General features: G+C 71.7%; 20 protein-coding genes and 1 pseudogene. 6 read left to right on the top strand and 15 right to left on the bottom strand.

Going from position 1 to position 23414, the window contains the following annotated elements; all coding sequences use genetic code 11:
* Positions 1 to 107 precede the first annotated feature (107 nt).
* The gene (locus tag OO68_RS08535) at positions 108 to 866 is read left to right on the top strand and encodes a CDP-alcohol phosphatidyltransferase family protein (RefSeq protein WP_033307603.1); all 759 of its coding nucleotides are present in this window, start codon (positions 108 to 110) and stop codon (positions 864 to 866) included.
* Positions 867 to 886: 20 nt separating this feature from the next.
* Here OO68_RS08535 and OO68_RS08530 read toward each other — a convergent pair whose 3' ends face one another.
* Positions 887 to 1267: a winged helix-turn-helix transcriptional regulator gene (locus OO68_RS08530; protein ID WP_033307602.1), complete on the bottom strand. Its 381-nt coding sequence runs from the start codon at positions 1265 to 1267 to the stop codon at positions 887 to 889.
* 112 nt (positions 1268 to 1379) lie between these two features.
* Between OO68_RS08530 and OO68_RS08525 the strand changes: the two genes are divergently transcribed.
* Positions 1380 to 1781 (top strand): RidA family protein, encoded by a 402-nt coding sequence (locus tag OO68_RS08525; RefSeq protein WP_033307601.1) that lies wholly within the window; start codon positions 1380 to 1382, stop codon positions 1779 to 1781.
* A gap of 9 nt (positions 1782 to 1790) precedes the next feature.
* Here the strand turns inward: OO68_RS08525 and OO68_RS08520 are convergent, their stop codons facing one another.
* Complete coding sequence (locus tag OO68_RS08520; RefSeq protein WP_051814549.1) at positions 1791 to 3305, bottom strand: ABC transporter substrate-binding protein; 1515 nt, start codon at positions 3303 to 3305, stop codon at positions 1791 to 1793.
* 160 nt (positions 3306 to 3465) lie between these two features.
* Between OO68_RS08520 and OO68_RS08515 the strand changes: the two genes are divergently transcribed.
* A complete protein-coding gene (locus tag OO68_RS08515) occupies positions 3466 to 4413 on the top strand; it encodes an ATP-binding protein (RefSeq protein ID WP_033307980.1) in 948 nt (315 codons plus the stop codon).
* Positions 4414 to 4449: 36 nt separating this feature from the next.
* On the opposite strand, the gene OO68_RS08510 is transcribed toward OO68_RS08515, so the two are convergent.
* Positions 4450 to 4992: a hypothetical protein gene (locus OO68_RS08510; RefSeq protein WP_033307600.1), complete on the bottom strand. Its 543-nt coding sequence runs from the start codon at positions 4990 to 4992 to the stop codon at positions 4450 to 4452.
* 170 nt (positions 4993 to 5162) lie between these two features.
* Between OO68_RS08510 and OO68_RS08505 the strand changes: the two genes are divergently transcribed.
* Positions 5163 to 5780 carry an HD domain-containing protein gene (locus OO68_RS08505; RefSeq protein WP_033307599.1) on the top strand — a complete coding sequence of 206 codons (618 nt, stop codon included), beginning with the start codon at positions 5163 to 5165 and terminating at the stop codon, positions 5778 to 5780.
* A gap of 104 nt (positions 5781 to 5884) precedes the next feature.
* On the opposite strand, the pseudogene OO68_RS43835 reads toward OO68_RS08505, so the two are convergent.
* The 5 genes and pseudogenes from OO68_RS43835 to OO68_RS08485 all read right to left on the bottom strand — a co-directional run.
* A pseudogene (locus OO68_RS43835) lies at positions 5885 to 6707 on the bottom strand (alpha/beta fold hydrolase); the annotation flags it as partial.
* Between the two features lie 172 nt (positions 6708 to 6879).
* Positions 6880 to 8238: a GH1 family beta-glucosidase gene (locus tag OO68_RS08500; RefSeq protein ID WP_033307979.1), complete on the bottom strand. Its 1359-nt coding sequence runs from the start codon at positions 8236 to 8238 to the stop codon at positions 6880 to 6882.
* Positions 8239 to 8267: 29 nt separating this feature from the next.
* The gene (locus tag OO68_RS08495) at positions 8268 to 9107 is read right to left on the bottom strand and encodes a carbohydrate ABC transporter permease (RefSeq protein ID WP_033307978.1); all 840 of its coding nucleotides are present in this window, start codon (positions 9105 to 9107) and stop codon (positions 8268 to 8270) included.
* 11 nt (positions 9108 to 9118) lie between these two features.
* Positions 9119 to 10105 (bottom strand): carbohydrate ABC transporter permease, encoded by a 987-nt coding sequence (locus OO68_RS08490; protein ID WP_033307598.1) that lies wholly within the window; start codon positions 10103 to 10105, stop codon positions 9119 to 9121.
* Positions 10106 to 10110: 5 nt separating this feature from the next.
* Positions 10111 to 11427, bottom strand: a complete 1317-nt coding sequence (locus tag OO68_RS08485; RefSeq protein ID WP_033307597.1) for an ABC transporter substrate-binding protein — start codon at positions 11425 to 11427, stop codon at positions 10111 to 10113.
* A 242-nt stretch (positions 11428 to 11669) separates the two neighbouring features.
* On the opposite strand from OO68_RS08485, the gene OO68_RS08480 reads away from it, so the two are divergent.
* On the top strand, positions 11670 to 13481 hold the full coding sequence (locus tag OO68_RS08480; RefSeq protein WP_033307596.1) for a pectate lyase-like domain-containing protein: 1812 nt from the start codon (positions 11670 to 11672) through the stop codon (positions 13479 to 13481).
* A 223-nt stretch (positions 13482 to 13704) separates the two neighbouring features.
* Here the strand turns inward: OO68_RS08480 and fusA are convergent, their stop codons facing one another.
* Both fusA and OO68_RS43020 read right to left on the bottom strand, forming a co-directional pair.
* On the bottom strand, positions 13705 to 15759 hold the full coding sequence (fusA, locus tag OO68_RS08475) for an elongation factor G (RefSeq protein WP_033307595.1): 2055 nt from the start codon (positions 15757 to 15759) through the stop codon (positions 13705 to 13707).
* A gap of 359 nt (positions 15760 to 16118) precedes the next feature.
* On the bottom strand, positions 16119 to 16481 hold the full coding sequence (locus OO68_RS43020; RefSeq protein ID WP_051814548.1) for a hypothetical protein: 363 nt from the start codon (positions 16479 to 16481) through the stop codon (positions 16119 to 16121).
* Between OO68_RS43020 and OO68_RS48440 the strand changes: the two genes are divergently transcribed.
* Positions 16405 to 17061 (top strand): DUF6083 domain-containing protein, encoded by a 657-nt coding sequence (locus OO68_RS48440; protein ID WP_329503722.1) that lies wholly within the window; start codon positions 16405 to 16407, stop codon positions 17059 to 17061. The two genes, OO68_RS43020 and OO68_RS48440, sit on opposite strands and share 77 nt — an antisense overlap.
* A 63-nt stretch (positions 17062 to 17124) precedes the next feature.
* On the opposite strand, the gene OO68_RS08460 is transcribed toward OO68_RS48440, so the two are convergent.
* The 5 genes from OO68_RS08460 to OO68_RS08440 all read right to left on the bottom strand — a co-directional run bounded on the left by OO68_RS08460 (position 17125) and on the right by OO68_RS08440 (position 23285).
* Complete coding sequence (locus OO68_RS08460; protein ID WP_033307593.1) at positions 17125 to 18039, bottom strand: YceI family protein; 915 nt, start codon at positions 18037 to 18039, stop codon at positions 17125 to 17127.
* A gap of 137 nt (positions 18040 to 18176) precedes the next feature.
* The gene (locus tag OO68_RS08455; RefSeq protein ID WP_033307592.1) at positions 18177 to 19019 is read right to left on the bottom strand and encodes an NmrA family NAD(P)-binding protein; all 843 of its coding nucleotides are present in this window, start codon (positions 19017 to 19019) and stop codon (positions 18177 to 18179) included.
* 87 nt (positions 19020 to 19106) lie between these two features.
* Complete coding sequence (locus OO68_RS08450; protein ID WP_033307591.1) at positions 19107 to 20387, bottom strand: patatin-like phospholipase family protein; 1281 nt, start codon at positions 20385 to 20387, stop codon at positions 19107 to 19109.
* Positions 20384 to 21463, bottom strand: coding sequence for a ComEC/Rec2 family competence protein (locus OO68_RS08445; RefSeq protein WP_033307590.1), 1080 nt, complete (start codon positions 21461 to 21463; stop codon positions 20384 to 20386). The genes OO68_RS08450 and OO68_RS08445 overlap by 4 nt, the downstream gene beginning before the upstream one ends.
* Before the next feature lie 28 nt (positions 21464 to 21491).
* The gene (locus OO68_RS08440) at positions 21492 to 23285 is read right to left on the bottom strand and encodes a S8 family serine peptidase (RefSeq protein WP_033307589.1); all 1794 of its coding nucleotides are present in this window, start codon (positions 23283 to 23285) and stop codon (positions 21492 to 21494) included.
* Positions 23286 to 23414: the final 129 nt, after the last annotated feature.

Genomic DNA, 23414 nt, shown 5'->3' with positions numbered 1-23414 from the left:
GAAGTCCTCCTGAACGATCGGGAAGCTGCTTGCGTACCGAGGGGTGCACAGGCCGCGCACAAGGTAGCGGCGTTGATCGACTCTGTCACACGGCCGGAGGGTGTTCGGTGGCCCTGAACAACACGTACGACGCGAGGCTCCAGCAGGAGACCGCCCTGGGGGCGGGAGTGCAGGTGCTGCTGCTGGCCCTGATCGGCACGGCGATCGGGATGGGTCCGGCGGGCTGGCTGACCGGCCTCGCGTTCGCGATCGCCACCTGGGCGGTGCTCTCGCGGGCCCTGCACCGCTCGCGGCTGCGCTCGTTCGGCGCGGCCAACCGCGTCACCCTCGGCCGGGCCACCCTCGTCGGCGGGGTCACGGCCCTGGTCGCCGACTCCTTCCAGAGCTCACCGCCCGTGTCGCTGCTCGTCGGTCTGACGGCGGTGGCGCTGATCCTCGACGGCGTCGACGGCAAGGTCGCCCGCCGTACCGGCACGTCGTCGCCGCTGGGCGCGCGCTTCGACATGGAGGTCGACGCGTTCCTGATCCTGGTGCTGAGCGTGTACGTGTCGATGCAACTGGGCCCGTGGGTACTGCTGATCGGCGGCATGCGGTACGTCTTCGTCGCCGCCGCGCGGGTGTGGCCCTGGCTGACCGCCGCGCTCCCGCCGAGCACCGCCCGCAAGACGGTCGCCGCCCTCCAGGGCGTGCTCCTGCTGGTCGCGGGCGCCGGTCTGCTGCCGTACGCGGGCAACTTCGGCGTGGCCGCCCTGGCCCTGGGCCTGCTGGTCTGGTCGTTCGGGCGTGATGTGCTGTGGCTGTACCGGACCTCGCGCGTCGAGGAGCCGGTGGCGCCCCGCCAGGTGCGGGAACTGGTCGCCGGCTGACGACAGGGTCAGCGGGGCGGTCAGTCGTCGAACCGCCCGCGCGCCGCCTCGATGTGACCGAGGTAGCGGTGGGTCCAGCCGCAGATCGCGTCGACCGTGGCGCGCAGGGCCCGGCCGGGCTCGGTCAGGGTGTACTCGACCCTGGGCGGCACGGTGGGATACACCGTCCGGTCGACCAGGCCGTTGCGCTCCAGCATCCGCAGGTTCTGGGTCAGCATCTTGTGGCTGACGCCCTCGACCTCGTCGCGCAACTCGCTGAAGCGCAGAGTGCCTTCCCCGAGGGCCTCGATGATCAGAAGCGCCCATTTGTTGGCCACGTCGGAGAAGATCTCCCGCGCCAGGGAGTCCGCCCGCCGCAGGTCCGCGTTCTCGGGCAGGTCCCTCAACTGCTTGGTCACCATCTGGTTCCCCCGTTACCGAAAAGTGCGTTCTTCCAGGCCGGCGGTCACTCTCCTACGGTTTCCCAGTAACCGCAAGAGAGCGCGAACGGGCGCTCGACGGAAGGACACGACTGTGACCACCACCGACGTCTACGACCACGGCATCCCGGCCGAGGGCCACTTCGGCTACGCCCAGGCGATCAGGTCCGGCGATCTGATTCATGTCTCCGGGCAGCTCGCGTTCGACGAGGCGGGCGGCTTCCGCCCCGAGGACGACCTCACCGCCCAGCTGGAGCGGACCTACACCAACCTCGACAGGGTCCTGGCCCACTACGGCGTGACCCGCAACCAGATCGTCTCCCAGACGCTGTACGCGGTGGACCTGGTGCGGAACGCCGAGGTCGTGGCGAAGGCCAACCGGGCGTACTTCGGCGCCCACCGCCCGGTCAGCACGGCCCTGGGCGTCACCGAACTGACGTTTCCCGGCCAGCTCGTCGAGATCGGCTGTGTGATCGACACACGGCTGCCCGCCTGAACGGGCCGGTCAGCGACGCGTCCCGGTGCCGACCAGGGTCCGCTCGTACGGGTCGAGCAGCACGCCCCGCACCCTGGTCGAGACGCCGGCGACGATCCGCTGGTGGGCCAGCGGCACGACCGCGTCCGTGCCGAGGATCGCCGCCTCGGCGGCCATGGCGGCGTCCTGCCGCTCTCCGGTGCCGTCGGTCCGGACGGCCTCGGCGACGGCCCGGTCGGTCTTCTTGTCGCACAGCCGGGCCAGGTTGTAGCCGCCGTCGCAGGTGTAGTCGCTGCCGAGGACTCCGACGGGGTCGCCGGTGTCCAGGAGGCTGTTGCGGGCGCCGATGAACGCGTCGAACTTCCCGGCGAGCGCGTCGCCCTCCAGCCGTGAGTACTCACGCACTTCCAGCTTTACCGTGAACCCGGCCTCCCGCAGCTGCTGTTGCACGACCTGGGCGACCTCGGGAAGCTCGGGCCGGTTGTCGTAGGTGGCGAGGGTGATCGTCGTACCGTCGGGCCGGGCGGGCTCGGCGCGGCCCGACGGCTTCACCCGCTTGCTCTCGGCCCAGGTGACGGCGGGTCCGAAGAGACCGGTGCCCGGGTCGGCGTACCCCTCGAAGACGCCCTTGACGAGGGCTGAGGGCTCGATCGCCGTGCGGGCGGCGGCGCGCAGCTCCGGGTCCTCGAAGGGCCCGGTCTCCGTGTTGAGCTGCAGGCTGGTGGTCCGGGTGGTGCCGGCTTCCTTGAGGGTGGCCTCGTCGAGGGTCGCGGCCTGGGCGACGGGGATCGCCTCGGCGATGTCGACGTCACCGGTGCGGACGGCGTTGGCGCGGGCGGTGCCGTCCTTGACGAAGCGCACGTCGATGCCGGTGGCGTGGGCGAGACCGTCCCAGTAGTCGTCGTAGCGGTCGAGTGTGGCGGAGCCGCCGCCGTCGACGTCGGTGATCTCGAAGGGGCCGGTGGCGGTGCCGACCGGGGTGGGGCTGCCCTTCTTCCGGTAGGCCTTCGGGGAGAGGATCGCCAGGCTCGGACCGGCCAGGCGCATGGGCAGGACGGGGTCGGGCTCCCGGGTCGTGATGCGGACGCCGCGCTCGCCGTCGGCCTGCGCGCCGAGGGTGACGCCGGCGAGGGCCGCGGGGGCGGGCTCGGCCTGGGTGGCGTGGGTGAGCGCGGCGGCCACGGCGGCCGGCGTGACGTCCGTGCCGTCCTGGAACGTGGCCTCGCGCAGGGTGAACCGCCACGTGCGGTCGCCTTCCCTGTGCCAGGACCGGGCGAGCGCGGGGGCCGCGGCGCCGTTGGCATCCAGGGCGGTGAGTCCCTCGGTGACGCCGAGGCGGCTGAGCAGGGTGGCGTCGGCTCCGTACGGCGAGAGGTTCTCGGCGGGCGGGAAGGCGAGGGCGACGCGCAGCCGCGAGCCCGACGGCCCGCCCTCCGGGGACGACTCGCCGCCGGGGGACACGAAGCAGCCGGCCAGACACGGCGTGAGGGCGAGGGCGGTGAGGAACCGGAGGCGGCTCTTGATGCTGTGAAGACGCACTTGCACAGCATACGCACCAAGCGGAACACGCCGGTCAACCGGGTGATCCACGCCCGGGACGCTTCATCTCCCGTACGGAGCAGGGAATTTGACACAAGTACGGATCACTCCTTAAACCTGTCCACATGGCACACATGACATCCATTTTCAAAAAGCTGGGGTGGTCGTGAGGATCGCGTTCGTCGGCAAGGGCGGGAGCGGCAAGACCACGCTGTCCGCGCTCTTCTCCCGCCACCTGGCGCGCTCCGGCGCACCGGTCCTCGCCATCGACGGCGACATCAACCAGCACCTGGCCGAGGCGCTCGGCGGCGCGGAGGAGTCCGCCCCTCCCCTGGGCGCGCACCTGGCCGAGATCAAGACGCTCCTGCGGGGCGACAATCCCCGCATCCCCTCACCCGAGGCGATGATCAAGACGACCCCGCCGGGTCGCGGGTCCCGTCTCCTGCGCCCGCTCGGCGACGACGAACTGCACACGCGGCACGTCGGCCGGGCGGGCGGCGTCCCTCTCATGGTGACGGGCGAGTTCGACGAGTCCGACCTGGGCGTGGCCTGCTACCACTCAAAGCTGGGTGCGGTGGAGCTGTACCTCGGCCACCTGCTCGACGGTCCCGGCGAGTACGTCGTGGTCGACATGACGGCGGGCGCGGACGCCTTCGCGTCGGGCCTGTTCACCCGCTTCGACATGACGTTCCTGGTGGCGGAACCCACCCGCAAGGGCGTCTCGGTGTACCGCCAGTACCGCGACCACGCCGAACAGTTCGGCATCCGCATCGCCGTCGTCGGCAACAAGGTGACCGGCGAGGACGACCTGCTCTTCCTCAAGGAGCACGTGGGCGACGACCTTCTGACCCACCTGGTGCACTCCCCCGGGGTCCGCGCGGCGGAACAGGGCCGAGCCGACGCCCTCACCTCGCTGGAACCGCACAACCTCCACGCCCTGCGGATCCTGCGGCAGACCGTGGACGCCCACCCGCGCGACTGGGACCGCCTCCATCGCCACGCGGTCCAGTTCCACCTGCGCAACGTCCACGCCTGGGCGGACGCGCGTACGGGCGGGGACCTGGCGGCGCAGGTGGACCCGGACTACGCGCCGGGATCTGCCGCACTGCTCTGAGGCACACCCAGCCACTGCCGACCCGTCTTCCGCCGGCTACTCGATCCCCGTGGCATCGAGTAGCCGGACCACCTCCTTGCGCCCGTACCCGAGCCGTCGGGCCCGGTCGGCGGCCATCAGCACGAGGTGCGCGACGATGTGCGCCGCGTACCCGTCCTTGGTGTCCGCGTCATACCACTCCTCGGGCTTGTCGACCCCGAGGCTGTTCATCACCAGACCGTGTTCTGTGCGGACCTCCGCGACGGTTCCGGCGACCGCGTCCAGGAGCGTCTTCCCCGGCCGCCGGCACGCCAGGGCCAGGCACCCCCGGTCGGCCGGCACGCACCCCTCCGGCGGACGCGCCCGCAGCCCCGCGTACCTCTCGTCCTCGAACCCGCAGGCCCGGAACTCGTCGTGCACCAAGGAGAAGCGATGGAACCCGGGCGGAACCGGGGGCGGTGGAGGCGTGTACTCCCAGCCGGCGTCCTCGTACAACTGCCGCTTCACCTCCTCCTCTTCGGCATGGGTCACGGTGAAGCCGTTGGCCTCGTTGCGCCCGGTCGTCGTGCCGTCGGGGTTGCGGTGGAAATGCAGACCCATGGTGTGCTCCCGTCACTGTGCTGAGTAGTGGACGGCAAGTGCCGTCACCTGCTCGAACGGCCCGCGGGCCGGGCAGGTGCCCGCTCCCCCGAGCACCATCCGATCGCGTGAAAAGGGCCGCAGCGGGAACTTCCCGGCCCCGCCGGGCGAGCGGTTGTTACGCTCCCCCGATGAGGATTCCGGGCCCCGCAGAGATCCAGGCGCTGCACGAGAAGTACGCGCCCACCACCGAGGCGTTCACCCTCGTCCACACGCACTGCGAAATCGTCTGGTCAATCGCCGAGCAGCTCCTCGCCGCGCCCCACCTCGCCCGCCTCGACGCCGAACTGGTCCGCGCCGGCTGTCTCCTCCACGACATCGGCGTCTACCGCCTCTACGGGGACGACGGACGGCTGGACCACCGGAACTACATCCGGCACGGCCTGCTCGGCCACGAGATCCTCGAAGCGGAGGGCTTCCCCGACACCCTCCGCCGCTTCTGCTCCCACCACACCGGAGTGGGACTCACGCGGCAGGACATCGTGAGCCAGGGCCTGCCCCTCCCGCCCGCCGACTACCTGGCGGTGACGGAGGAGGAGAGGCTGGTGATGTACGCGGACAAGTTCCACACCAAGTCCCGGCCGTCTGCGTACCTCTCCCCCGCCGAATACGCCGCCCACGTCCGCCGCTTCGGCGCGGACAAGGTGACCGCGTTCGAGGCCCTGCGCGCGGAGTTCGGGGACCCGGACCTCACCCGGCCGGTGCCCTGCGGGGGCGGCGTCCAGCGGGTGGCCGGGGTGGGCGACTGACAGCGCCGGCCGGGAGCGACGCGCACACCCGCCGGATTCCGGAGGGCCGGGACGCCGCCCGACGGTTCAGGGACCGTCGGCACCGCCGGTCTCGTCCAGGAACCCGCCACCGCGCTCACGAACCGCTCCGGCCCGTCCCTCCAGGGAACCTGCCCGGCCCCGCTCTGCGCGACCGGTTCGGCCCTGGGGAAGAGGTCCGCGTACTCCTTCATCGCGCGGGGCGGCGCGGCCACGTCGTACTCGCCGGTGAGCACGAGGACCGGTGAGGGAAACGCGGCGAGGGCGGCCCGCGTGACGTCGGGGTCGAACGCGCCGTCGGCGGCGTACAGGGCCGCGGCCTCGTCGTTGCGCAGGCGTTGCTCCGCCGCGCGGAAGGCGCGCGCCCCGTCGTCCCAGCGGCCGAACCAGAAGGGGGCCGCGGCGTCCCAGTCACCGGCTGTCGCACGGCCGCCCGTGATCGCCTCCAGTGACGCGTACGCCGGGGCGAACCAGGGTTCGTCCCGGCGCAGGCGTGCCGTTTCCAGCCGGTCCTCGGCGGTGATACGGAGGCCGACGGCGAAGACGCTGGGGTGACGAGCGCGAGGCGTCGCACGCGCTCCGGATGGCGGGCCCTGTACAGCGCGGCCAGGTTCGCGCCGGCGCAATGCGCGAGCAGGTCCATCCGCTCCAGCCCCGACTCCGCACGCAGCGCCTCGACATCGCCGACCTGCCGGTCACACCGGTAGGACGCCGTGTCCTCGGGCACCGCCGACCCGCCGGTGCCCCTCAGGGCCAGCCGCACCACGGTGCGGCGAGCCGTCAGACCGCCGAGGTCCCCGAGGTAGACCGAGTCCTGCATGGGCCACCGGGAAGACAGACCAGCGGTGGGCCGTCCCCCGTCACGTGGTAGGCGAGGGAGGTGCCGTCGGGGGCGGTGAAGGCGGGCATGGGCGGGAGACTGGCAGGTGGCGATCGCGGGGGCCACGGGATTTCTGCCCGGGCGTCAGCCCTTCTGCTCCCACCGGCGATCCGGTCCTCGCTCGACTGGCTCCAGCTGCAGCAGTCATGGGCCGGGGTGAGTGCGGACTCCCGCATTCACGCCCACCCCGGCGTCCGTGGGTCAGGCGGCCCTGCGCGCCCGACTCCGATGGGCCCGGACGACCTCGGCGTACCGGTGCCCCGTTCCCTTGATCGTGCGCCGCTGCGTGGCGTAGTCGACGTGCACGAGGCCGAACCGCTTCTCGTAACCGTACGCCCACTCGAAGTTGTCCAGCAGCGACCAGGCGAAGTAGCCGGCCAGCGGGGCGCCCCTGCGGGCGGCGGAGGCGCAGGCGGCGAGGTGCCGCAGGAGGTAGTCCTGCCGCTCGGGGTCGTCGACCGTGCCGTCGGGGCGGACGACGTCGGGGTAGGCCGATCCGTTCTCCGTGACGTAGAGCCGGCGGGCTCCGTACGCGTCGGTGAGCCGCATCAGCAGGGTCTCGATGCCGCTCGCGTCGATCTCCCAGTCCATGCCGGTGCGCGGGACGCCGCCGCGGCGTACGGCACGGGCGTACGGTGCCGGGCCTTCGGGGTCGTCGGCGACGGTCTGCGGGAAGTAGTAGTTCAGGCCCAGCCAGTCCAGCGGGGCGGCGATGGCCGCCGAGTCGCCGGGGCGTTCGGGGAGTTCGACGCCGTAGAGCTCGCGCATGTCCGCGGGGAAGCCCATGCCGTGCACCGGGTCGAGCCACCAGCGGTTGGTGTGGCCGTCCATACGGCGGGCGGCCGCGAGGTCCTCGGGGCGGTCGGTCGCGGGATGGATGGTGGAGAGGTTGTTGACGATGCCGACCTGCGCCCCCGGAGCCGCCGCGCGGACGGCCCGGGCCGCCAGGCCGTGGCCCAGCAGCAGGTGGTAAGAGGCGCGGACGGCGGCCGTGAGGTCCGTCAGACCGGGGGCCATCGTGCCCTCGAGGTGGCCGATCCACGCCGAGCACAGGGGCTCGTTGAGCGTGGCCCAGTGGGAGACGCGGTCACCCAGGCGCGCCGCGACGACCGAGGCGTACTCCGCGAACGCCGAGGCGGTGTCGCGCTCCGGCCAGCCGCCCCGGTCCTGGAGCGCCTGCGGCAGGTCCCAGTGGTAGAGGGTGACCGACGGGGTGATGCCCGCCTCCAGCAGGCCGTCGATCAGCTCGTCGTAGAAGGCCAGGCCCCTGGCGTTGACGGGGCCGTCGCCGCCCGGGACGACGCGCGGCCAGGCGATGGACAGGCGGTAGGCGTTCACCCCCAGCCGGCGCATCAGCGCGATGTCCTCGCGCCAGCGGTGGTAGTGGTCGCAGGCGACATCGCCGTGGTCACCGCCGGCTGTCTTCCCGGGGGTGTGCGAGAACGTGTCCCAGATCGACGGCGAGCGGCCGTCCTCCGCCACGGCTCCCTCGATCTGGTACGCCGAGGTGGCCGTGCCCCACAGGAAGTCGTGCGGGAGGGCGGCGAGGTCGATGGTCACGGGAGTCCCTTCGAGAACGGGCGAGTCGGTCACTTGACGGCTCCCGCCGTCAGGCCGGCCACCAGATAGCGCTGGAGCAGCAGGAAGCCCGCGACCACGGGCACGCTGACGACCAGCGAGGCGGCCATGATCTGGTTCCAGTACACGTCGTTGAGGGTCGAGTAGCCCTGGAGTCCGACGGCGAGGGTGCGGGTGGTGTCGTTGGTCATCACCGAGGCGAACAGCACCTCGCCCCAGGCGGTCATGAAGGCGTAGACGGCGACCGCGATGATGCCGGGGACGGCCGCCGGGACGACGACCCGGAACAGCGCGCCCAGCGGGCCGCAGCCGTCGACCAGGGCCGCCTCGTCCAGGTCGCGCGGCACCGAGTCGAAGTAGCCGATCAGCATCCAGATGGAGAACGGCAGGGAGAAGGTGAGATAGGTGAGGATCAGGCCGCCGCGCGAGCCGAAGAGGGCGATTCCCGTCGCGTTGCCGATGTTGACGTAGATCAGGAACAGGGGCAGCAGGAAGAGGATGCCCGGGAACATCTGCGTGGACAGGACGGTGACCGTGAAGACGCGCTTGCCCGGGAAGTCGTAGCGGCTGACGGCATAGGCGGAGAAGACGGCGATCACCACGGAACAGACCGTCGCCGCGCCCGCCACCACCAGGGAGTTGACGAAGTAGCGGGCCAGCGGGACCGTCGACCAGATGTCGATGTACGGGCGGATCGTCAGCTCGCTCGGCAGCCAGCGGAACACGCCGGTCACGTCCGCCAGGGGCTTCAGCGAGCTGGAGACCATGACGTAGACCGGGACCAGCACGAAGCCCGTCAGCAGCGTCAGGAAGATCCGCCGGGACCACAGGAACGAGCGGGGCGGGGCCATGGGGGACGTGGTCATGAGGCGCTCCTCCGTCCGCGCGAGGTGAGCACGAGGTACCCGCCCGTGACCAGCAGGAACAGCAGCAGGAGGACGGACATCGCGGAGCCGGTGCCGAAGTTCCAGGTGACGAACGACGCCTGGTAGATGTGCACCGAGATGAGGTCGGCGGCCTCCGGAGCGGTCCTGCCGAACAGGACGAACGGCGTGTTGAAGTCGTTGAAGGTCCAGAGGAACAGGACGAGGACGAGGACCTGGTTGACCGGGCGCAGGGACGGCAGGGTGATCCGGCGGATCTGCTGCCAGACCCCGGCGCCGTCCAGGGCGGCCGCCTCGTACAACTCGCGCGGGATGTTCTGCAGGCCGGCCATGACGATGAGGAAGGCGAACGGCCAGCCCTTCCACACCGACACCGTCAGCAGCGCGATGAAGCTGTTGTCGCCGATGAGCCAGAAGGACGGCTTGTCGGTGAGGCCCAGCTGGTCGTGCAGGACGTGGTTCACCAGGCCGTTGTCGTGCTGGAACATGAAGACCCAGGTGATGACGGCCGCGTAGACGGGCAGCGCGTACGGCACCAGGAACAGCGCCCTGAGCAGGCCGCGGCCCCGGAAGGTGTCCTGCATGAAGACCGCGGCGGCCGTGCCGATCAGCCAGCACAGCCCCACCGACAGCAGGGTGAAGGCAACCGTGACGAGGAACGAGTGGAGCAGTGCCTCGCCGACCGGGGCGTCGAAGTCCACCGACACCTTGTAGTTGTCGAGGGCGGACCAGGGGGCGGCGCCCCAGTCGCGGATGTAGAACTGCGTGAGCTCCTTGAAGCTCATGACGATGCCGATCACCATCGGCACCAGGTGGACGAGGAGTTCGAGGAGCAGGGCGGGCAGGAGCAGCAGGTAGGGCAGGCCCACGCGGTGGATCCGCCCGGTGCGGCGGCGGGGGCCGTGTGCCGCGCCGGGCGGGCTCTTGCGGACCGCCGGCCTCTCGGCCTGGGCAGTGGTGGTCATGTCGTTCAGGCCGCCGGCATCTGCTGCTGGGCCTTCTCCAGGGCCGCCTTCACCGATGCCGTGGTGACCGGGCGTCCGGCGGCCGCGTCGGCGAACAGGCCCTTGATGGCCGTGCCGACCGCCGTCTCGAACTGGGACTCGTCGGCGACCTGGGGCAGCGCGACGGCGCTCTTGGCGAGGGTGTCCTTCAGGACGGCGTTGGCCGGGGTGGCGAAAGCGGCGTCCGCCTGGGCGGACTTGACGGGCGGGATGGTGCTGTAGGCGTTGTTGAGAATTTTCTGTTCGGCGTCGCTCGTCATGAACTTCACGAACTTCGTGGCGCCGTCGGTGTTGTCGGTGTTCTTGAAGACGGCCAGGTTGATGCCCGCGACCATCGAGTTGACCTGCTTGCCGGTCCCAGGGGTGCCGGACTGCACGGGCACGGGGGCGATGCCGTAGGCGTCCTCGCTCATGCCCTGCGACGCGAGGTTGGCGGACGCGGACTGCCAGAGCAGCATCGCCGTCTTGCCCTTGGCGAAGTCGCTGACGGACTGGTTCTGCGCGTACTCGGCGTTGCCGGGCGCGATGACCTTGTCCTTCGCCATCAGGTCGACGTACTGCTTGACCGCGGCGACCGTCCCGTCGCTCGTGAAGTCGGCCTTGCCGTCGGCGGTGAAGAAGTCGGCGCCGTGCTGCTTGGCGAAGACGAACGCGTGGTGGATGTTCTCCGACGGGTTCGAACCCTCCATGCCCAGGGCCCACTTGCCGTCCTTGGACAGCTTCCTGCCGTCGGCGACGAGCTCGTCCCAGGTGGCCGGGGGCTTGGAGATGCCCGCGTCGGCGAGCATCTTCTTGTTGTAGTAGAGCGCGTACGACATCGAGTACAGCGGCACCGCCGCCGGGTCCTTGCCCTCGGCGCCCGTGGAGCCGAGCGCCGAGTCGACGAACCGGTCCCGGCCGCCTATCTTGCCGAAGTTCCCGGTGTCCCAGGGCAGCAGCGCGCCCGTGGCCTGGAGCGAGGCACTCCAGGTGTTGCCGATGTTCAGCACGTCCGGGCCCTGGCCGGAGGTGGTGGCGGTGAGGATCCGGTTCAGCAGGTCCGACCAGGGGACGACCTCCAGCTTCACCTTGATGCCGGTCTGCTTCTCGAACTTGTCGAGTTCGGGCTGGAGGACCTTCTTGTCGACCTCGATGCCGGCGCCCTGGTTGGACGCCCAGTAGGTGAGCGTCTTCGGCGAATCGTTCGATCCGCCGCCGGTGGCGGAGCCGCCGCCGCAGGCCGTGGCCGCGAGGGCGAGTGACAGTGTGACGGCGCCTGCCGCCGCGGCTCGGATGCTGCGCATGGCTGCTCCTGGCCCTTCCGGGAGTACGGGAGTGCGGCTCCCCTCATCACGAAGGAGCCGTCACGGCTTAATTTAGGACGTGAGTTAATCCCCGGAAGGCAGGGCCGTCAAGGGTTTGGACACACTCTTGGAACTCTCGCCGGACCCCTTGACGCATCTGTTCCACGGATGAAGCATTCAGCGGCGAGAGAGCGCTCCCCGCACCCCACACCGTTCACTTCCTGAACCAGGAGAGCCGCCCCATGCCCACTGACTCCCCGTCATCACCCCTGCCCGCGCCCGGTCGCCGGGCCGTCCTCGGCGCCGCCGCGGCCGCCTCCGCGCTCGCCGCCCTGCCCGGCACCGCCTCGGCCGCCCCGGCCACCCCGGCCCGTCGTGAGCAGCCCGTGCGCAAGGGGCCGCGCGCCCTGCCCGGCGGTGGCGACCTCGGCCCGAACGTGCTGGTCTTCGACCCGTCCACGCCGAACATCCAGGGCAGACTGGACGAGATCTTCCGGCGGCAGGAGTCCGCCCAGTTCGGCACCGGCCGCTACCAGCTGCTGTTCAAGCCGGGCACCTACCACGGCCTCAACGCGCAGATCGGCTTCTACACCTCGGTCTCCGGCCTCGGCCTCTCCCCCGACGACACCACCATCCACGGCGACATCACCGTCGACGCCGGCTGGTTCGACGGCAACGCCACGCAGAACTTCTGGCGCTCCGCGGAGAACCTCGCGGTCGTCCCCGTCAGCGGAACCAACCGCTGGGCGGTCTCGCAGGCGGCCCCCTTCCGCCGGATGCACATCCGCGGGAACCTGAACCTCGCCCCGACCGGCTACGGCTGGTCCAGCGGCGGCTACATCGCCGACAGCCGCATCGACGGCCAGGTGCAGCCCTACTCGCAGCAGCAGTGGTACACCCGGGACAGCGCGATCGGCGGCTGGCTCAACGGCGTGTGGAACATGGTGTTCTCCGGCGTCGAGGGAGCCCCCGCGCAGGGCTTCCCCAACCCGCCGTACACCACCCTGGCCACGACGCCGGTCTCCCGCGAGAAGCCGTTCCTGTACCTCAGCGGCAGCGAGTACCGGGTCTTCCTGCCCGGGAAGCGGACCGACGCCCGGGGCGTCACCTGGGGCAACGGCACCCCGAGAGGCACCTCGCTGCCGCTGTCGCGCTTCTACGTCGCCCGGCCCGGTGTCACGGCGGCGACGCTCAACCAGGCCCTCGCCCAAGGGCTCCACCTGCTGCTGACACCGGGGATCTACCACCTCGACCAGCCGGTGCGGGTCGAACGGGCCGGCACCGTGGTCCTCGGCCTCGGCTACGCCACGCTCATCCCCGACAACGGCGTCACCGCGCTGAAGACCTCCGACGTCGACGGCGTACGGCTGGCCGGGTTCCTCGTCGACGCCGGACCGGTCAACTCCGCCACCCTGCTGGAGATCGGCCCGCGCGGGGCCTCCCGGGACCACTCCGCCGACCCGACCACCGTCCAGGACGTGTTCATCCGGATCGGCGGGGCGGGCCCGGGCAAGGCCACCACCAGCATGGTCGTCAACAGCCGGCACACCATCGTCGACCACACGTGGGTCTGGCGCGCCGACCACGGCGACGGTGTCGGCTGGGAGACCAACCGCGCGGACTACAGCGTCGTCGTCAACGGCCACGACGTGCTGGCGACCGGCCTGTTCGTGGAGCACTTCAACAAGTACGACGTGCAGTGGTTCGGCGAACGCGGCCGCACGGTCTTCTTCCAGAACGAGAAGGCGTACGACGCCCCGAACCAGGCCGCGATCCAGAACGGTGCGGTCAAGGGCTATGCGGCCTACCGGGTCGGGGACGCGGTGACCAGCCACGAGGGCTGGGGCCTGGGCAGCTACTGCTACTACAACGTCGACCCGACCATCGTGCAGCACCACGGCTTCGCGGCGCCGAACCGGCCCGGGGTGCGCTTCCACGACCTGCTGGTGGTCTCGCTCGGCGGCAACGGGCAGTACGAGCGCGTCATCAACGACACGGGGGCGCCGACGTCGGGGACGTCCACGGTGCCGTCGACGGTGGTGTCGTACCCGTAGCCCGTAGGACGGGGTGGGCCCTTCCTTCAGGTCGGGCGGAGAAGGGCGGCCTGCCGGGGCTGTCGGGGCACGGGCGCGGCGACCGGCGGAGACGCGCCCCCGGCGGAGACGCGCGGCGGGCGGCCCGGAGGGGGCAACGACCGGCCCGGGAGACACCGGCCCCTCCCTGCCTCCGGACGGGGAAGGGAGGGGCCGGGTTCAGGGAGGGACCGGGTTCCGTGCGCTACCGCGCCGGTGTCCCCACCGGTGCCGGCGCCGGTGCCGGCGCGTAACCGGTGGGCCGGGCCGTGAAGGTGCCGCGGCCCTGGGTGCGGCTGCGCAACCGGGTCGCATAGCCGAACAGTTCGGCCAGCGGCACGGTGGCGGTGACGACCGCCACGCCCGCGCGGGGGACCGAGCCGGTCACTTTCCCGCGCCGGGCGGCGAGATCGCCGAGCACTCCGCCGACCGCGTCCTCGGGCACGGTGACCGTGACCTCGACGACCGGCTCCAGCAGGACCATCACGCAGGCGCGCAGGGCCTCCCGGAGACCGAGCCGGCCGGCCGTGCGGAACGCCGTGTCCGAGGAGTCCTTCACATGGGTCGACCCATCGGTCAGGGTGACCCGCAGCCCGGTCACCGGGTGCCCGCCGAGCGGGCCCTCAGTGAGGGCGTCCCGGCAGCCGGCCTCGACCGCCCGCACGAACTCCTGCGGCACCCGTCCGCCGACGACGGCCGAACGGAACTCGAAACCTCCCTCCTCGCACGGCTCCACGTCAAGGACGACATGGGCGAACTGCCCCGCCCCGCCGTCCTGCGTGACGTGCCGGAACACCAGCCCGGACACACCCCGGCCGACGGTCTCGCGGTGACTGACCCGGGGGCGGCCGACGTTGATCTCCAGCCCCAGTTCGCGCCGGAGCTTCTCCACCGCCACCTCCAGGTGCAGTTCACCCATGCCGGACAGCACCGTCTGCCCGGTCTCCGGGTCGGACCGCACGACCAGCGAGGGATCCTCCTCGGTCAGCCGCGCCAGCCCCGACGCGAGCCGGCCGGTGTCACCGGCCCGGCGGGACTCGACGGCGACGGACACCACCGGCTCGGGCACACCGGGCGGTTCCAGGGCGAGCGGCGCGTCCGCCGCGCACAGGGTCGAGCCCGCGCGGGCGGACTTCAGCCCGACCACGGCGACGATGTCCCCGGCGACGGCTCGCTCCAGCGGGGCGTGCCGGTCGGCCTGCACCCGCAGGATCCGTCCGATCCGCTCGCTGCGCCCAGCGCTCGCGTCCCACAGCGTGTCTCCCTTCTCGATCGTGCCGGAGTAGATCCGCAGGTAGGTCAGCCGACCCGTCGGGGTGGCGTGCACCTTGAACGCGAGGGCGGCCGCGGGTGCCGCGGGGTCGGCGGGCCGCTCCTGCTCCTCGTCGTCGTGCGTGCCGCGGACCGGCGGCACGTCAAGCGGCGACGGCAGGTAGGCCACGACCGCGTCGAGCAGCGGCTCGACACCGCGGTTGCGGTACGCGGAGCCGCACAGCACGACCACGCCGTCACCGTCCCGGGTCACCTCGCGCAGCGCCGAGGAGAGGGTCCCCTCCGAGAGCGTGCCCGTGGCGCAGAACTCCTCCAGCGCGCCCGGGTGCAGCTCCGCCACCGCCTCCTCCAGCGACCGGCGGCGCTCATGGGCCGCACCCCGCAGGCCGGCCGGCACCGGCACGTCCTCGGCGCTGCCGTCGTCGGCCCACAGCAGTGCGCGCATGCGCACCAGGTCGACGACACCGGTGAAGGTGTCCTCCGCGCCGATCGGCAACTGCACGACCAGGGGCGCCGGGTGCAGCCGCTCCCGGATCGACGCCACGGCCGCGTCGAGGTCGGCGCCGGCGCGGTCCATCTTGTTGACGAACGCGATCCTCGGCACGCCGTGCCGGTCGGCCTGCCGCCACACCGACTCGCTCTGCGGTTCCACCCCGGCCACCGCGTCGAACACGGCCACCGCACCGTCGAGCACCCGCAGCGCACGCTCCACCTCGTCGGCGAAGTCCACGTGCCCGGGGGTGTCGATGAGGTTGAGCCGGTGACCGTCCCAGGCGCAGCTCACCGCCGCGGCGAAGATGGTGATGCCCCGGTCGCGCTCCTGCGGGTCGAAGTCGGTGACGGTAGTGCCGTCGTGGACCTCGCCGCGCTTGTGCGTGGTTCCGGTGGCGAACAGGATCCGTTCGGTGACGGTGGTCTTGCCGGCGTCGACATGGGCGAGGATGCCGAGGTTGCGGACGACGGCGAGCGGGTTGAGCTTGGTGCGCACGGCCCGGGGCCTTTCGGTGCGATCAGAACAGGGGCAGCGCGATTCCGGGCTGAAGGAGCCGAGTGAACCCGAACGCGACATCGTGTCACGACTGTTCGGGGGTCAGGCGTTCGTCCCGGTCAGCCGGTGCCGCCGCGCAGCGGGCACCGGGGCGACGAAGACACGAGGATCACCTCGTGCTGCGGCAGGGAGACGGCGACAGCGGTGTGGTCACGCATGGCCGTCCTCCTTCATTCGTCACGATGGTGCCCGGCGCTCGGTAGTGGGCGGCACCGGGTATGGGCGTGAGTGTAGGGAGGGCGGCGGGAAGGGGGCCAGGGGTTTTTGACGCCGACCGGATCCCACCCGGATCCCACTGGTCAGAAGCTCCAGCTGTAGAGACCACCACCCGTGCGTACCGCCGACGCCGCGAGCCGGGCGACTCCCTGGAGGACCGCCAGAAGATCATCGTCGGTCATGTCGTCGCCGTCGGCAGATCTGAGCCTCGTGGTCCAGCGCCCCGCCAGTTCCTCCAGCTCGGCGGAGCCGGCGTCGGCCAACGCCCGGGTCAAGCGCTGCGGCAGAGCGAACACCTCGACGCCATCGTTCAACGGCGCGGTGACCCACTCCGGCCACGACCACCCGAGGAGCTGCTCAATCGGCGGGATGCCGGGCGAGGGGTCCGCAAAGTACATGTCCCACTCGGCGATGGCACTGTCCGGTTCGATGAAACGGCAGGTCACGGATTCCAGGGCCCGGCCAGGCCCCCGCAGGCGCGTCGCAGCCGCACTCCGTCGTCTCTCGGCCGATGGCGGCCTGGCGGTAGTTGCCGGTTGCGCCTGCCGAGACCCGCAACGCCCCACCGGCCCCCACGCACCTCACGGGTCTGGTCCGGTTCGTGCTCTACTCGCCGGGCCGGTGTCTGCGGACGCTGGCCATATGGGGGTCGTTGAAGAGGGGCTGCGCCGATTACAGGTCGGCCCGTATGCGTGTCCGCGCTGCGGGCTGCCGCAGGACCGAGTGCCGACACTGGATCAGGATTGGGTTCTGCTGGAGCCGGGCCTTGAGGTGCCGGCGCATCTCGTGCCCGCCGAGCACCGGTGGATCACTCTGTCGGACGGCCGGGTCACGGTGTACGGGGTGTGCCCACCGGACGGATCGCAGCGCTGCCGGATCGAGCACCGGCTGGCGTGCTCGCATCAGCCGTTGCCGGATCTGTGGCCGTGGCTGACGGCCCTGCGCGCCGAGAATGCCCGGGCGGCACAACGGCGAACCGACCCGGAACCGCCCCGCCCGCCCCAGGAGTTGCCGGACGCCGGGTAGGGGGCTCGCCCGCACGAGGGGCCGAGGGCTGGCCCGGACCCTTATATGGCCCGGGCCGGGCCACTACTCCGGCGGGGTAGGCGTGTCGTGGGTGCGGTACATCGCCTGGACGTCGAGTTCCAGTTGGACGGTCGGGCCGACCACGGCGATGCCGCGGGCCAGCATGGAACGCCAGTTGAGGGTGTAGTCCTCGCGGTGCAGTTCCGCCGTCGCCAGGGCCGCGCAGCGCAACTCCTGGCCGTAGCCGCCGTTCACGGTACCGAGGTACGTCGTGTCCAGGGCCACCGAGCGGCTGACGCCGTGCATCGTGAGGGAGCCCTGCAGCGTCCACTTACTGCCGCCCCGGTAGGCGAAGCGCGCGCTCGTGAAGTCGATGTGCGGGAAGCGCTCGACGTCGAGGAAGTCGGCGGACCGCAGGTGGTTGTCGCGCGTGCTGTTGCCCGTGGTGATGCTGGAGGCGTCGATGCGGACGTGCACGCGGGAGTCGGTCATGTCCGGGGCTATCCGGATGCCGCCCTCGAAGCGCTCGAAGCGGCCGTGCACATGGGCCATGCCGACGTGCTTGGCGATGAACCGGATCGCCGTGTGCGGCGGGTCGAAGAGCCAGGTTCCGGGCGTCGGCAGCTGGAGCGCCTCGGCGGGCTGCAGCCAGACGCGTTCGGTGGCCGCCGGGGTGCCCGGGCCCGTCTCGATCGTCTCGCGGTGCGGCCGCAGCCCCTGCGCCGAGATGAGCAGGCTGTACCGGCCGGGCGGCAGTGCCGCGAGGAAGTAGCCGTACGGGTCGGTCGTGCCGCGGGCGGCAACGCGGTGGGTGTCCAGGGCGGTGACGGTGACGTCCGCCGCGGCCAGCGGCGAACCCATCGGGTCGACGACCTCGCGGGCGACGGCACCCGCGCCGGCGGGAAGGGGGAGGGCGAGGCCCGCCGCTGCGGCGGGGGTGCTCTTGAGCCACCGGCGCCGGAGCAGTGCGAGGGCCATGGTGGTCACCTTTCTTCGGGTGTGCGGCCGGCCGGTGGCGTTTCAGCGCACGCCGACGGCCGCACCTTGGTGCGGTCACACCCCCTTGTCGATCTTGACGGACCCGGCTCCGGTGCGGGTGTCTCAATACGAGACAGTCAGGACTGCCCCCGGAAGGCGTCCGCGTGTTCGGCGGCCCACTGGGCGAAGGTGCGCGCGGGGCGGCCGGTGACCTTCTCGACGGCGCCGGAGACCGTACGGCCCACCTCCGGCGTGTTCCCGTACGCCTCCAGCAGGAAGCCGATGACGTCCTCGGGGAGGCCCTCCGCCCGCCACTGCGCGAGGGCCTGCTGCTGCGTCAGCTCGATCAGGGCGATCTCCCGGCCGACGGCCGTGGCGATCGTCTTCACCTTGTCGCCCACGGTCAGCACCTCGGGGCCGGTGATCACGTACTCCTGGCCGCCGTGCCCCTCCTGCGTGAGCGCGACCGCGGCGACGGCGCCGATGTCGCCCTCGTGGACCATGGCACTCAGCCGGTCGACGAACGGCTCCCGCACCTCGCCCGCCGCCACGATCCCCTCGCGCCATTGCAGGGCGTTGGCCATGAACTCGACCGGCATGAGCACCGTCCAGTCCACGCCGTCGTCGGCGCGCACCGCGTCCTCCAGCGGGGTGGGGCCTCCGCCGTGCAGGACGGTGACGCGGCGGACCCCGGCGGAGCGGGCGAGCTCCAGGAGCCGGGGGCCGGTCTCCAGCGGGTTGAACGCGGCCCCGCCGAAGGTGATCAGATGGAGGCCGGTGACACCCTCCAGGGCCCTGTCCAGGCCCCCCGGCGCGGTGAGATCGCCCTCGACGACCTCGACACCGGCCGGGAAGGAGGCCTGCGCGGCGTCCCGCGTCAGAGCACGCACCTCGTGACCCCGGTCGAGCAGCTCGGCGACGACCTGACGGCCCACGGTTCCGGTGGCGCCGGTGACAAGAATTCTCTGCGTCTGAGTCATGCCGCGACCCTAGGAAGGCTTGCGGTCACCTTCTGTCCGCAAGATGCGGGCCGGTCAGAGCCGCACCTGCCGTCGTCGACCGGTGTGTCATCGGTGCGGCGGGCGCAGCGATGACAGGTCGTCGGGAAGCAGCTCCGGGTGATACGCCGCCAGGGCCGCGCCGCCGAGCCACCAGCCTCGATGGACGAGGGCACGGCAGAGAGCGGGGTCGAGGCGGTCGAACACGGTGGGGACGAGAGCGAGGTGGCGGTCGTCGTGCGCCGGATGTTCGGGGAAGGCCGCGCGCCAGCGGCGCAGCGCGTCCGGGCCGTCCGCCGGGAAGTCGGTGGAGAGCTGGACGAGAATCCCGCGGCGGGCACCGCGGGGCGTCTCACCGTCCGGACCGACGGCCCGCGCGCGCTCGAAGCGTTCGACGACGGCACGGGTCCGCAGCGTGGTGCTCTGGCGGTACAGCAGCGAGTTCGCCCGGGCCAGGTCCCGTACCACCGGGACGCGCCCGTACACGCCGGGGCGCAGCAGACCTCCGGCATTGAGAACGCACAGGAAGGTGTGCCGGTAGCGGTCCGAGTCGATGGCCTCCAGGCCGGTGTTGTCGTACGTACCGCCGTCGAGCAGGGTGGGCGGGTGCGTGGCGCACGGGAAAGGGGCCTGGTCGAGGACGACCGGCGGGAACGCGCCGGGCACCGCGGCGGAGGCCGACACGGCCCGGCTCAGCCGCAGCCGCGTGCCGGCGGTGGGGGCCAGACCGATGGTGTAGTCGCCGTACACGTCGCGTTCGAAGGTGAAGCGCGCACCGGTGGTCAGGTTGGCCGCGTTGACGATCCAGCGCACCTCCGGGTCCAGGTGCTCCAGTTCGGTCTCCCGCAGGAACCACTCGTCCAGACGCCTGGCCAGGAGATCGGTACGGGTCGAGGGGCCGAGGGTCCGCCACAGACCGCCGACGAGGGCGCGCTTGAGGGAGCGGGAGGAGACGCGGTCGACGACCGGCTCGACCACCAGTTCGTCGACGGCGCGCGCCGTGAAGTTCTCCCGCCGCAGCGCGGGCCAGGCGGTGGCGAGGAAGCCGTTGGCGACCGAACCGCCGGACACGGACGAGGAGTACCGCAGCCGGGAAAGCTGCCCGGTGTCGGCCAGCAGCCGCACGAAGCCCAGGGCGGCGAGGGTGGCACGGAACCCCCCACCGGACAGGGCGAGCGCGACCGGATGCGCGGTGGCGGGCGGTTCCGCGGGGCGGAGTGCGTCACCGCAGGGACGGGCCGTGAGGCCGGTGCCCACGACGGGTGAGTCGACGACCCACCGCGGTCCGGCGGCCGGCACGGCGCCGGACGGGGGCGCGGACGGTGCGGGCGCCTGCCGGGAGGTGGTCATGGCGGATCTCCGATCGTGATAAGGAGCGCCTGCTCGGCGGGCGCCCGGACATCGACGTCGAAGGCGCGGCCCTCGCGCAGCCGCGTCAGTTCCTCCTCGGCGAACGGGATGTGGTTGGTCAGGTGGACGACGTACGCGTCGTCCGGTGCCCGGGACTCGACGAGCCAGCGCAGTGTGTCCTCGCTGGGGTGGTGGTGGCGGACGCCGTCGGCGGATATGACGTAGTGGTCGGCCCGCACCTGTTCGAAGAAGTCCGCTTCGACGTTGCGGTCACTGCCGTGGTGGGGCAGTTTCAGCAGGTCCACGTGGAGGGGTTCCGAGTCGTCGAGCACGCCCAGTGCGCGCAGCCCGGACAGCACGCGGTCACCGCGGGCGTCACCGGTGAGCAGGGCAGTGCGGCCCGCGTGGCGCAGCAGCAGGACGATGCTGGAGAGGTTCGGCACGGACCCGTCGACGTAGCCCGCGGTGATGACGTCGGGTTCGCCTCGCTGCTTCGCCTTGCGCCATCGCTCCTCCAGTTCCTCCAGCGCTTCGTCGTCCGGCGCGACGACGGTGACGTCCAGGTCGTCGAGGACGGCCTCGGCGCCCTCGGTGAGCGGGCCGCCGAACGGGGCGTTGCCGTCCAGGCGCAGTGCGGTGGCCGCGTCGCGGATGTCGCGGCCCTGCCGGTAGCTCGCCCCGGCCGCCGCGTCGGTGGCGGCCCGTTCGAGCAGTGGCCGGACGGAGGCGCTCAGCCCAGGGGCACGCCGGTCGACGAGTTCCTCCACGGAGTTGAACCACAGGGTGTCCACCGCGTACGGCGGGGCGTCCCCGTCCTGCTGGGCCTGCTTCATGTCGCGGAAGATCCGGACGAGTCCGTCGGCGTGGTCGTCGTCGACGTGGGAGAGGCACACGACGTCGAGGTGGGGCGGGTCGCCGCCGTCTCGTCCGCCGAGTTGCAGCAGGCGCCCCCGGAGCGTGGCCCGGTAGACGCCGCCGGGGCCGCCGTCGACGAGCATGACCCGGTCCTGGGGCGCGCCCCAGTGGACGAGGAAGCAGTCGCCGTGGTGGGCGTCGAGGAATTCGAAGGTGAACATGCCGGCTCCTGGCTGGTGGACCGATCCGTCAGACGGACTGAATGGCGCGGAGCACGTCGACGAGTCCATGGCCCTGGAAGTGGCGTTCGCGAGCCAGGTCCGTCGCCGTGGCGCAGAGGATCTCCTTCACGCGTTCCGGGCGGCCGAGAAGTTCCCGGTTGCGGGCCAGCAGCATGGCCGCGGCGCCGCTGACATGGGCCGCCGCCTGGCTGGTGCCGTGCATGGCTGCGATGCCCTCGCCGGGGATGGGTCCGTCGATGTCCTCCCCCGGCGCCACGAGGTCGGGCTTGAGCCGCCCGTCGCCGGTGGGCCCCCGGCTGGAGAAGTAGCTGACGCCGTGGCGGTGCGGGTTGCTGCGGTGGGTGGAGCCGACGGTGATGACGGACTCCGCGTTCCCGGGGTCGGAGATGCTGATGTCCCGGTAGTCGGCACCCACGGTCCGCGCGGTGCCGGCGAATCCCGAGTTGCCGGCCGCAGTGACGACCACGACACCCGACCGCGTCAGCCGGTCGCACTCGACGCACACGGGGGTCCATCCGGTGGAGTGGCCGGCGACGTCGTGCGGGACCGACAAACTGATGTTGACCCCGGCGACGATGAGCCGCCCGGCCTGCTCATTGATGTGACGAATCGCCTGCAACGCCGTGACGATGGAGAACTCGTCGCCATCGCCGTCGTCGTCGAGGACCCGGAAGTCGTACAGCCGGATGCGGGGGCAGATCCCGCGGAACTCCAGCTCCGGCCACCAGCCGCCGATGATGCCGGCGATGTGGGTGCCGTGATGGTCGGCGGGCGGTGGCCGCGCGGGCTGTTGCGGGGACGGGGTGGTCTCCACGGACGGCAGGGCTGCCACCCAGTTGACGAGACCGCCCACGAGCACGTCGGCGGGGAGTTTGTCCCGCACGCCGGTGAAGTCGAAGGAGCGGGCGATACGCGTCCGGAGCGGCTGCGGTGTCGGGCCTGTGGTGTCCCAGTCGTGGAAGGCGGGGTGGCGCGCGTCGATGCCGCTGTCGACCACGGCCCAGCCGATGGAGGAGGTGTCGACCGAGAAGACCTGCTCCGCCGCGTCGGCTTTGATCGTCCGGCGGGACCGTACGACCGCTCCGGTCGCCGGCCGGTTGGTCGTCACGGAGACGACCGGGTACTTCTGCCTCCGGTCGGCCACCCGCTCGGCGGGTAGGTGCGGCCGGCGCACGGCGCCGGGGTCCACGACGACGGCGTCCAGCATGTCGACGAGCACAACGGTCACGGCCCGTTCCCGCGCCTCACCCTGGTTCAGGTCCGGCCTCGCGGTCCGCACGACCCGGTGCAGCAGTCTCAGCAGCCAGGTGACGTGACGGCCGCGTTCCTGCCGGCGCTCCATGCTGTCGTGGATCTCGCTGGTGGCGGGGGTCCTGACGTGTCCGGCGAGGGCTGCTTCGAGGCCTCCGGTCCCGCCGTCCCGGGCGAGTTCGTGGGCGACCCGCACGGCACCGGCCAGACTGGTCAGGGGCAGGACGTCGCTGACGAGTTCCTTCAGGGTCAGCTGCGCCGCCACGAAACCGCCCGCGGCGATCGGACGGCACTTCTCCATCAGCCCGCGGCTCTGGAAGCGCTCCAGCACCTGCTCGACGCCGTACTCCTCGCGGATCGCGAGGATCAGGTCCTTCCGCCCCCGCTCTCCCGCCGGGGCCCCGGACCCGGGGCTGCCGGCGTTCCCGCGCGTGGTCGGCGGCTGGGCGAACGCAAGCCACACGTCGAAGTGGACGGGGCAGTAGGTGGCCCACAGGACGGGTACGGGACCGTCCCCGTAGAACACCGCTGACAGGTCGGCTCGGTCCATGGGGACTCCCGGTGCGCGTGCGTGCGGCCCTGCGCAGGACGGTGGGAGACGGCGACAGCGGCCGGAGGGCCTGCTTTCATCCTCCGCCCGGGTCACGGGCGCGGCAACCGCACCGCGGCGCGTGCCTGC

The organism is Streptomyces iakyrus, assembly GCF_000717055.1.
Taxonomy (GTDB): domain Bacteria; phylum Actinomycetota; class Actinomycetes; order Streptomycetales; family Streptomycetaceae; genus Streptomyces; species Streptomyces iakyrus.
This window is presented reverse-complemented; position numbering and strand designations above follow the sequence as displayed.

Excerpts from the sequence above, each read along its gene's own strand:
- OO68_RS08505 (WP_033307599.1), top strand. The coding sequence starts at position 5,163 with ATGAGGATTCCGGGCCCCGCAGAGATCCAGGCGCTGCACGAGAAGTAC.
- OO68_RS08510 (WP_033307600.1), bottom strand. The coding sequence starts at position 4,992 with ATGGGTCTGCATTTCCACCGCAACCCCGACGGCACGACGACCGGGCGC.
- OO68_RS08450 (WP_033307591.1), bottom strand. The coding sequence starts at position 20,387 with ATGACCACCTCCCGGCAGGCGCCCGCACCGTCCGCGCCCCCGTCCGGC.
- OO68_RS08485 (WP_033307597.1), bottom strand. The coding sequence starts at position 11,427 with ATGCGCAGCATCCGAGCCGCGGCGGCAGGCGCCGTCACACTGTCACTC.
- OO68_RS08490 (WP_033307598.1), bottom strand. The coding sequence starts at position 10,105 with ATGACCACCACTGCCCAGGCCGAGAGGCCGGCGGTCCGCAAGAGCCCG.
- OO68_RS08445 (WP_033307590.1), bottom strand. The coding sequence starts at position 21,463 with ATGTTCACCTTCGAATTCCTCGACGCCCACCACGGCGACTGCTTCCTC.
- OO68_RS08460 (WP_033307593.1), bottom strand. The coding sequence starts at position 18,039 with ATGGCCCTCGCACTGCTCCGGCGCCGGTGGCTCAAGAGCACCCCCGCC.
- OO68_RS08455 (WP_033307592.1), bottom strand. The coding sequence starts at position 19,019 with ATGACTCAGACGCAGAGAATTCTTGTCACCGGCGCCACCGGAACCGTG.
- OO68_RS48440 (WP_329503722.1), top strand. The coding sequence starts at position 16,405 with ATGCCGGGCGAGGGGTCCGCAAAGTACATGTCCCACTCGGCGATGGCA.
- OO68_RS08495 (WP_033307978.1), bottom strand. The coding sequence starts at position 9,107 with ATGGCCCCGCCCCGCTCGTTCCTGTGGTCCCGGCGGATCTTCCTGACG.
- OO68_RS08440 (WP_033307589.1), bottom strand. The coding sequence starts at position 23,285 with ATGGACCGAGCCGACCTGTCAGCGGTGTTCTACGGGGACGGTCCCGTA.
- OO68_RS08480 (WP_033307596.1), top strand. The coding sequence starts at position 11,670 with ATGCCCACTGACTCCCCGTCATCACCCCTGCCCGCGCCCGGTCGCCGG.
- OO68_RS08530 (WP_033307602.1), bottom strand. The coding sequence starts at position 1,267 with ATGGTGACCAAGCAGTTGAGGGACCTGCCCGAGAACGCGGACCTGCGG.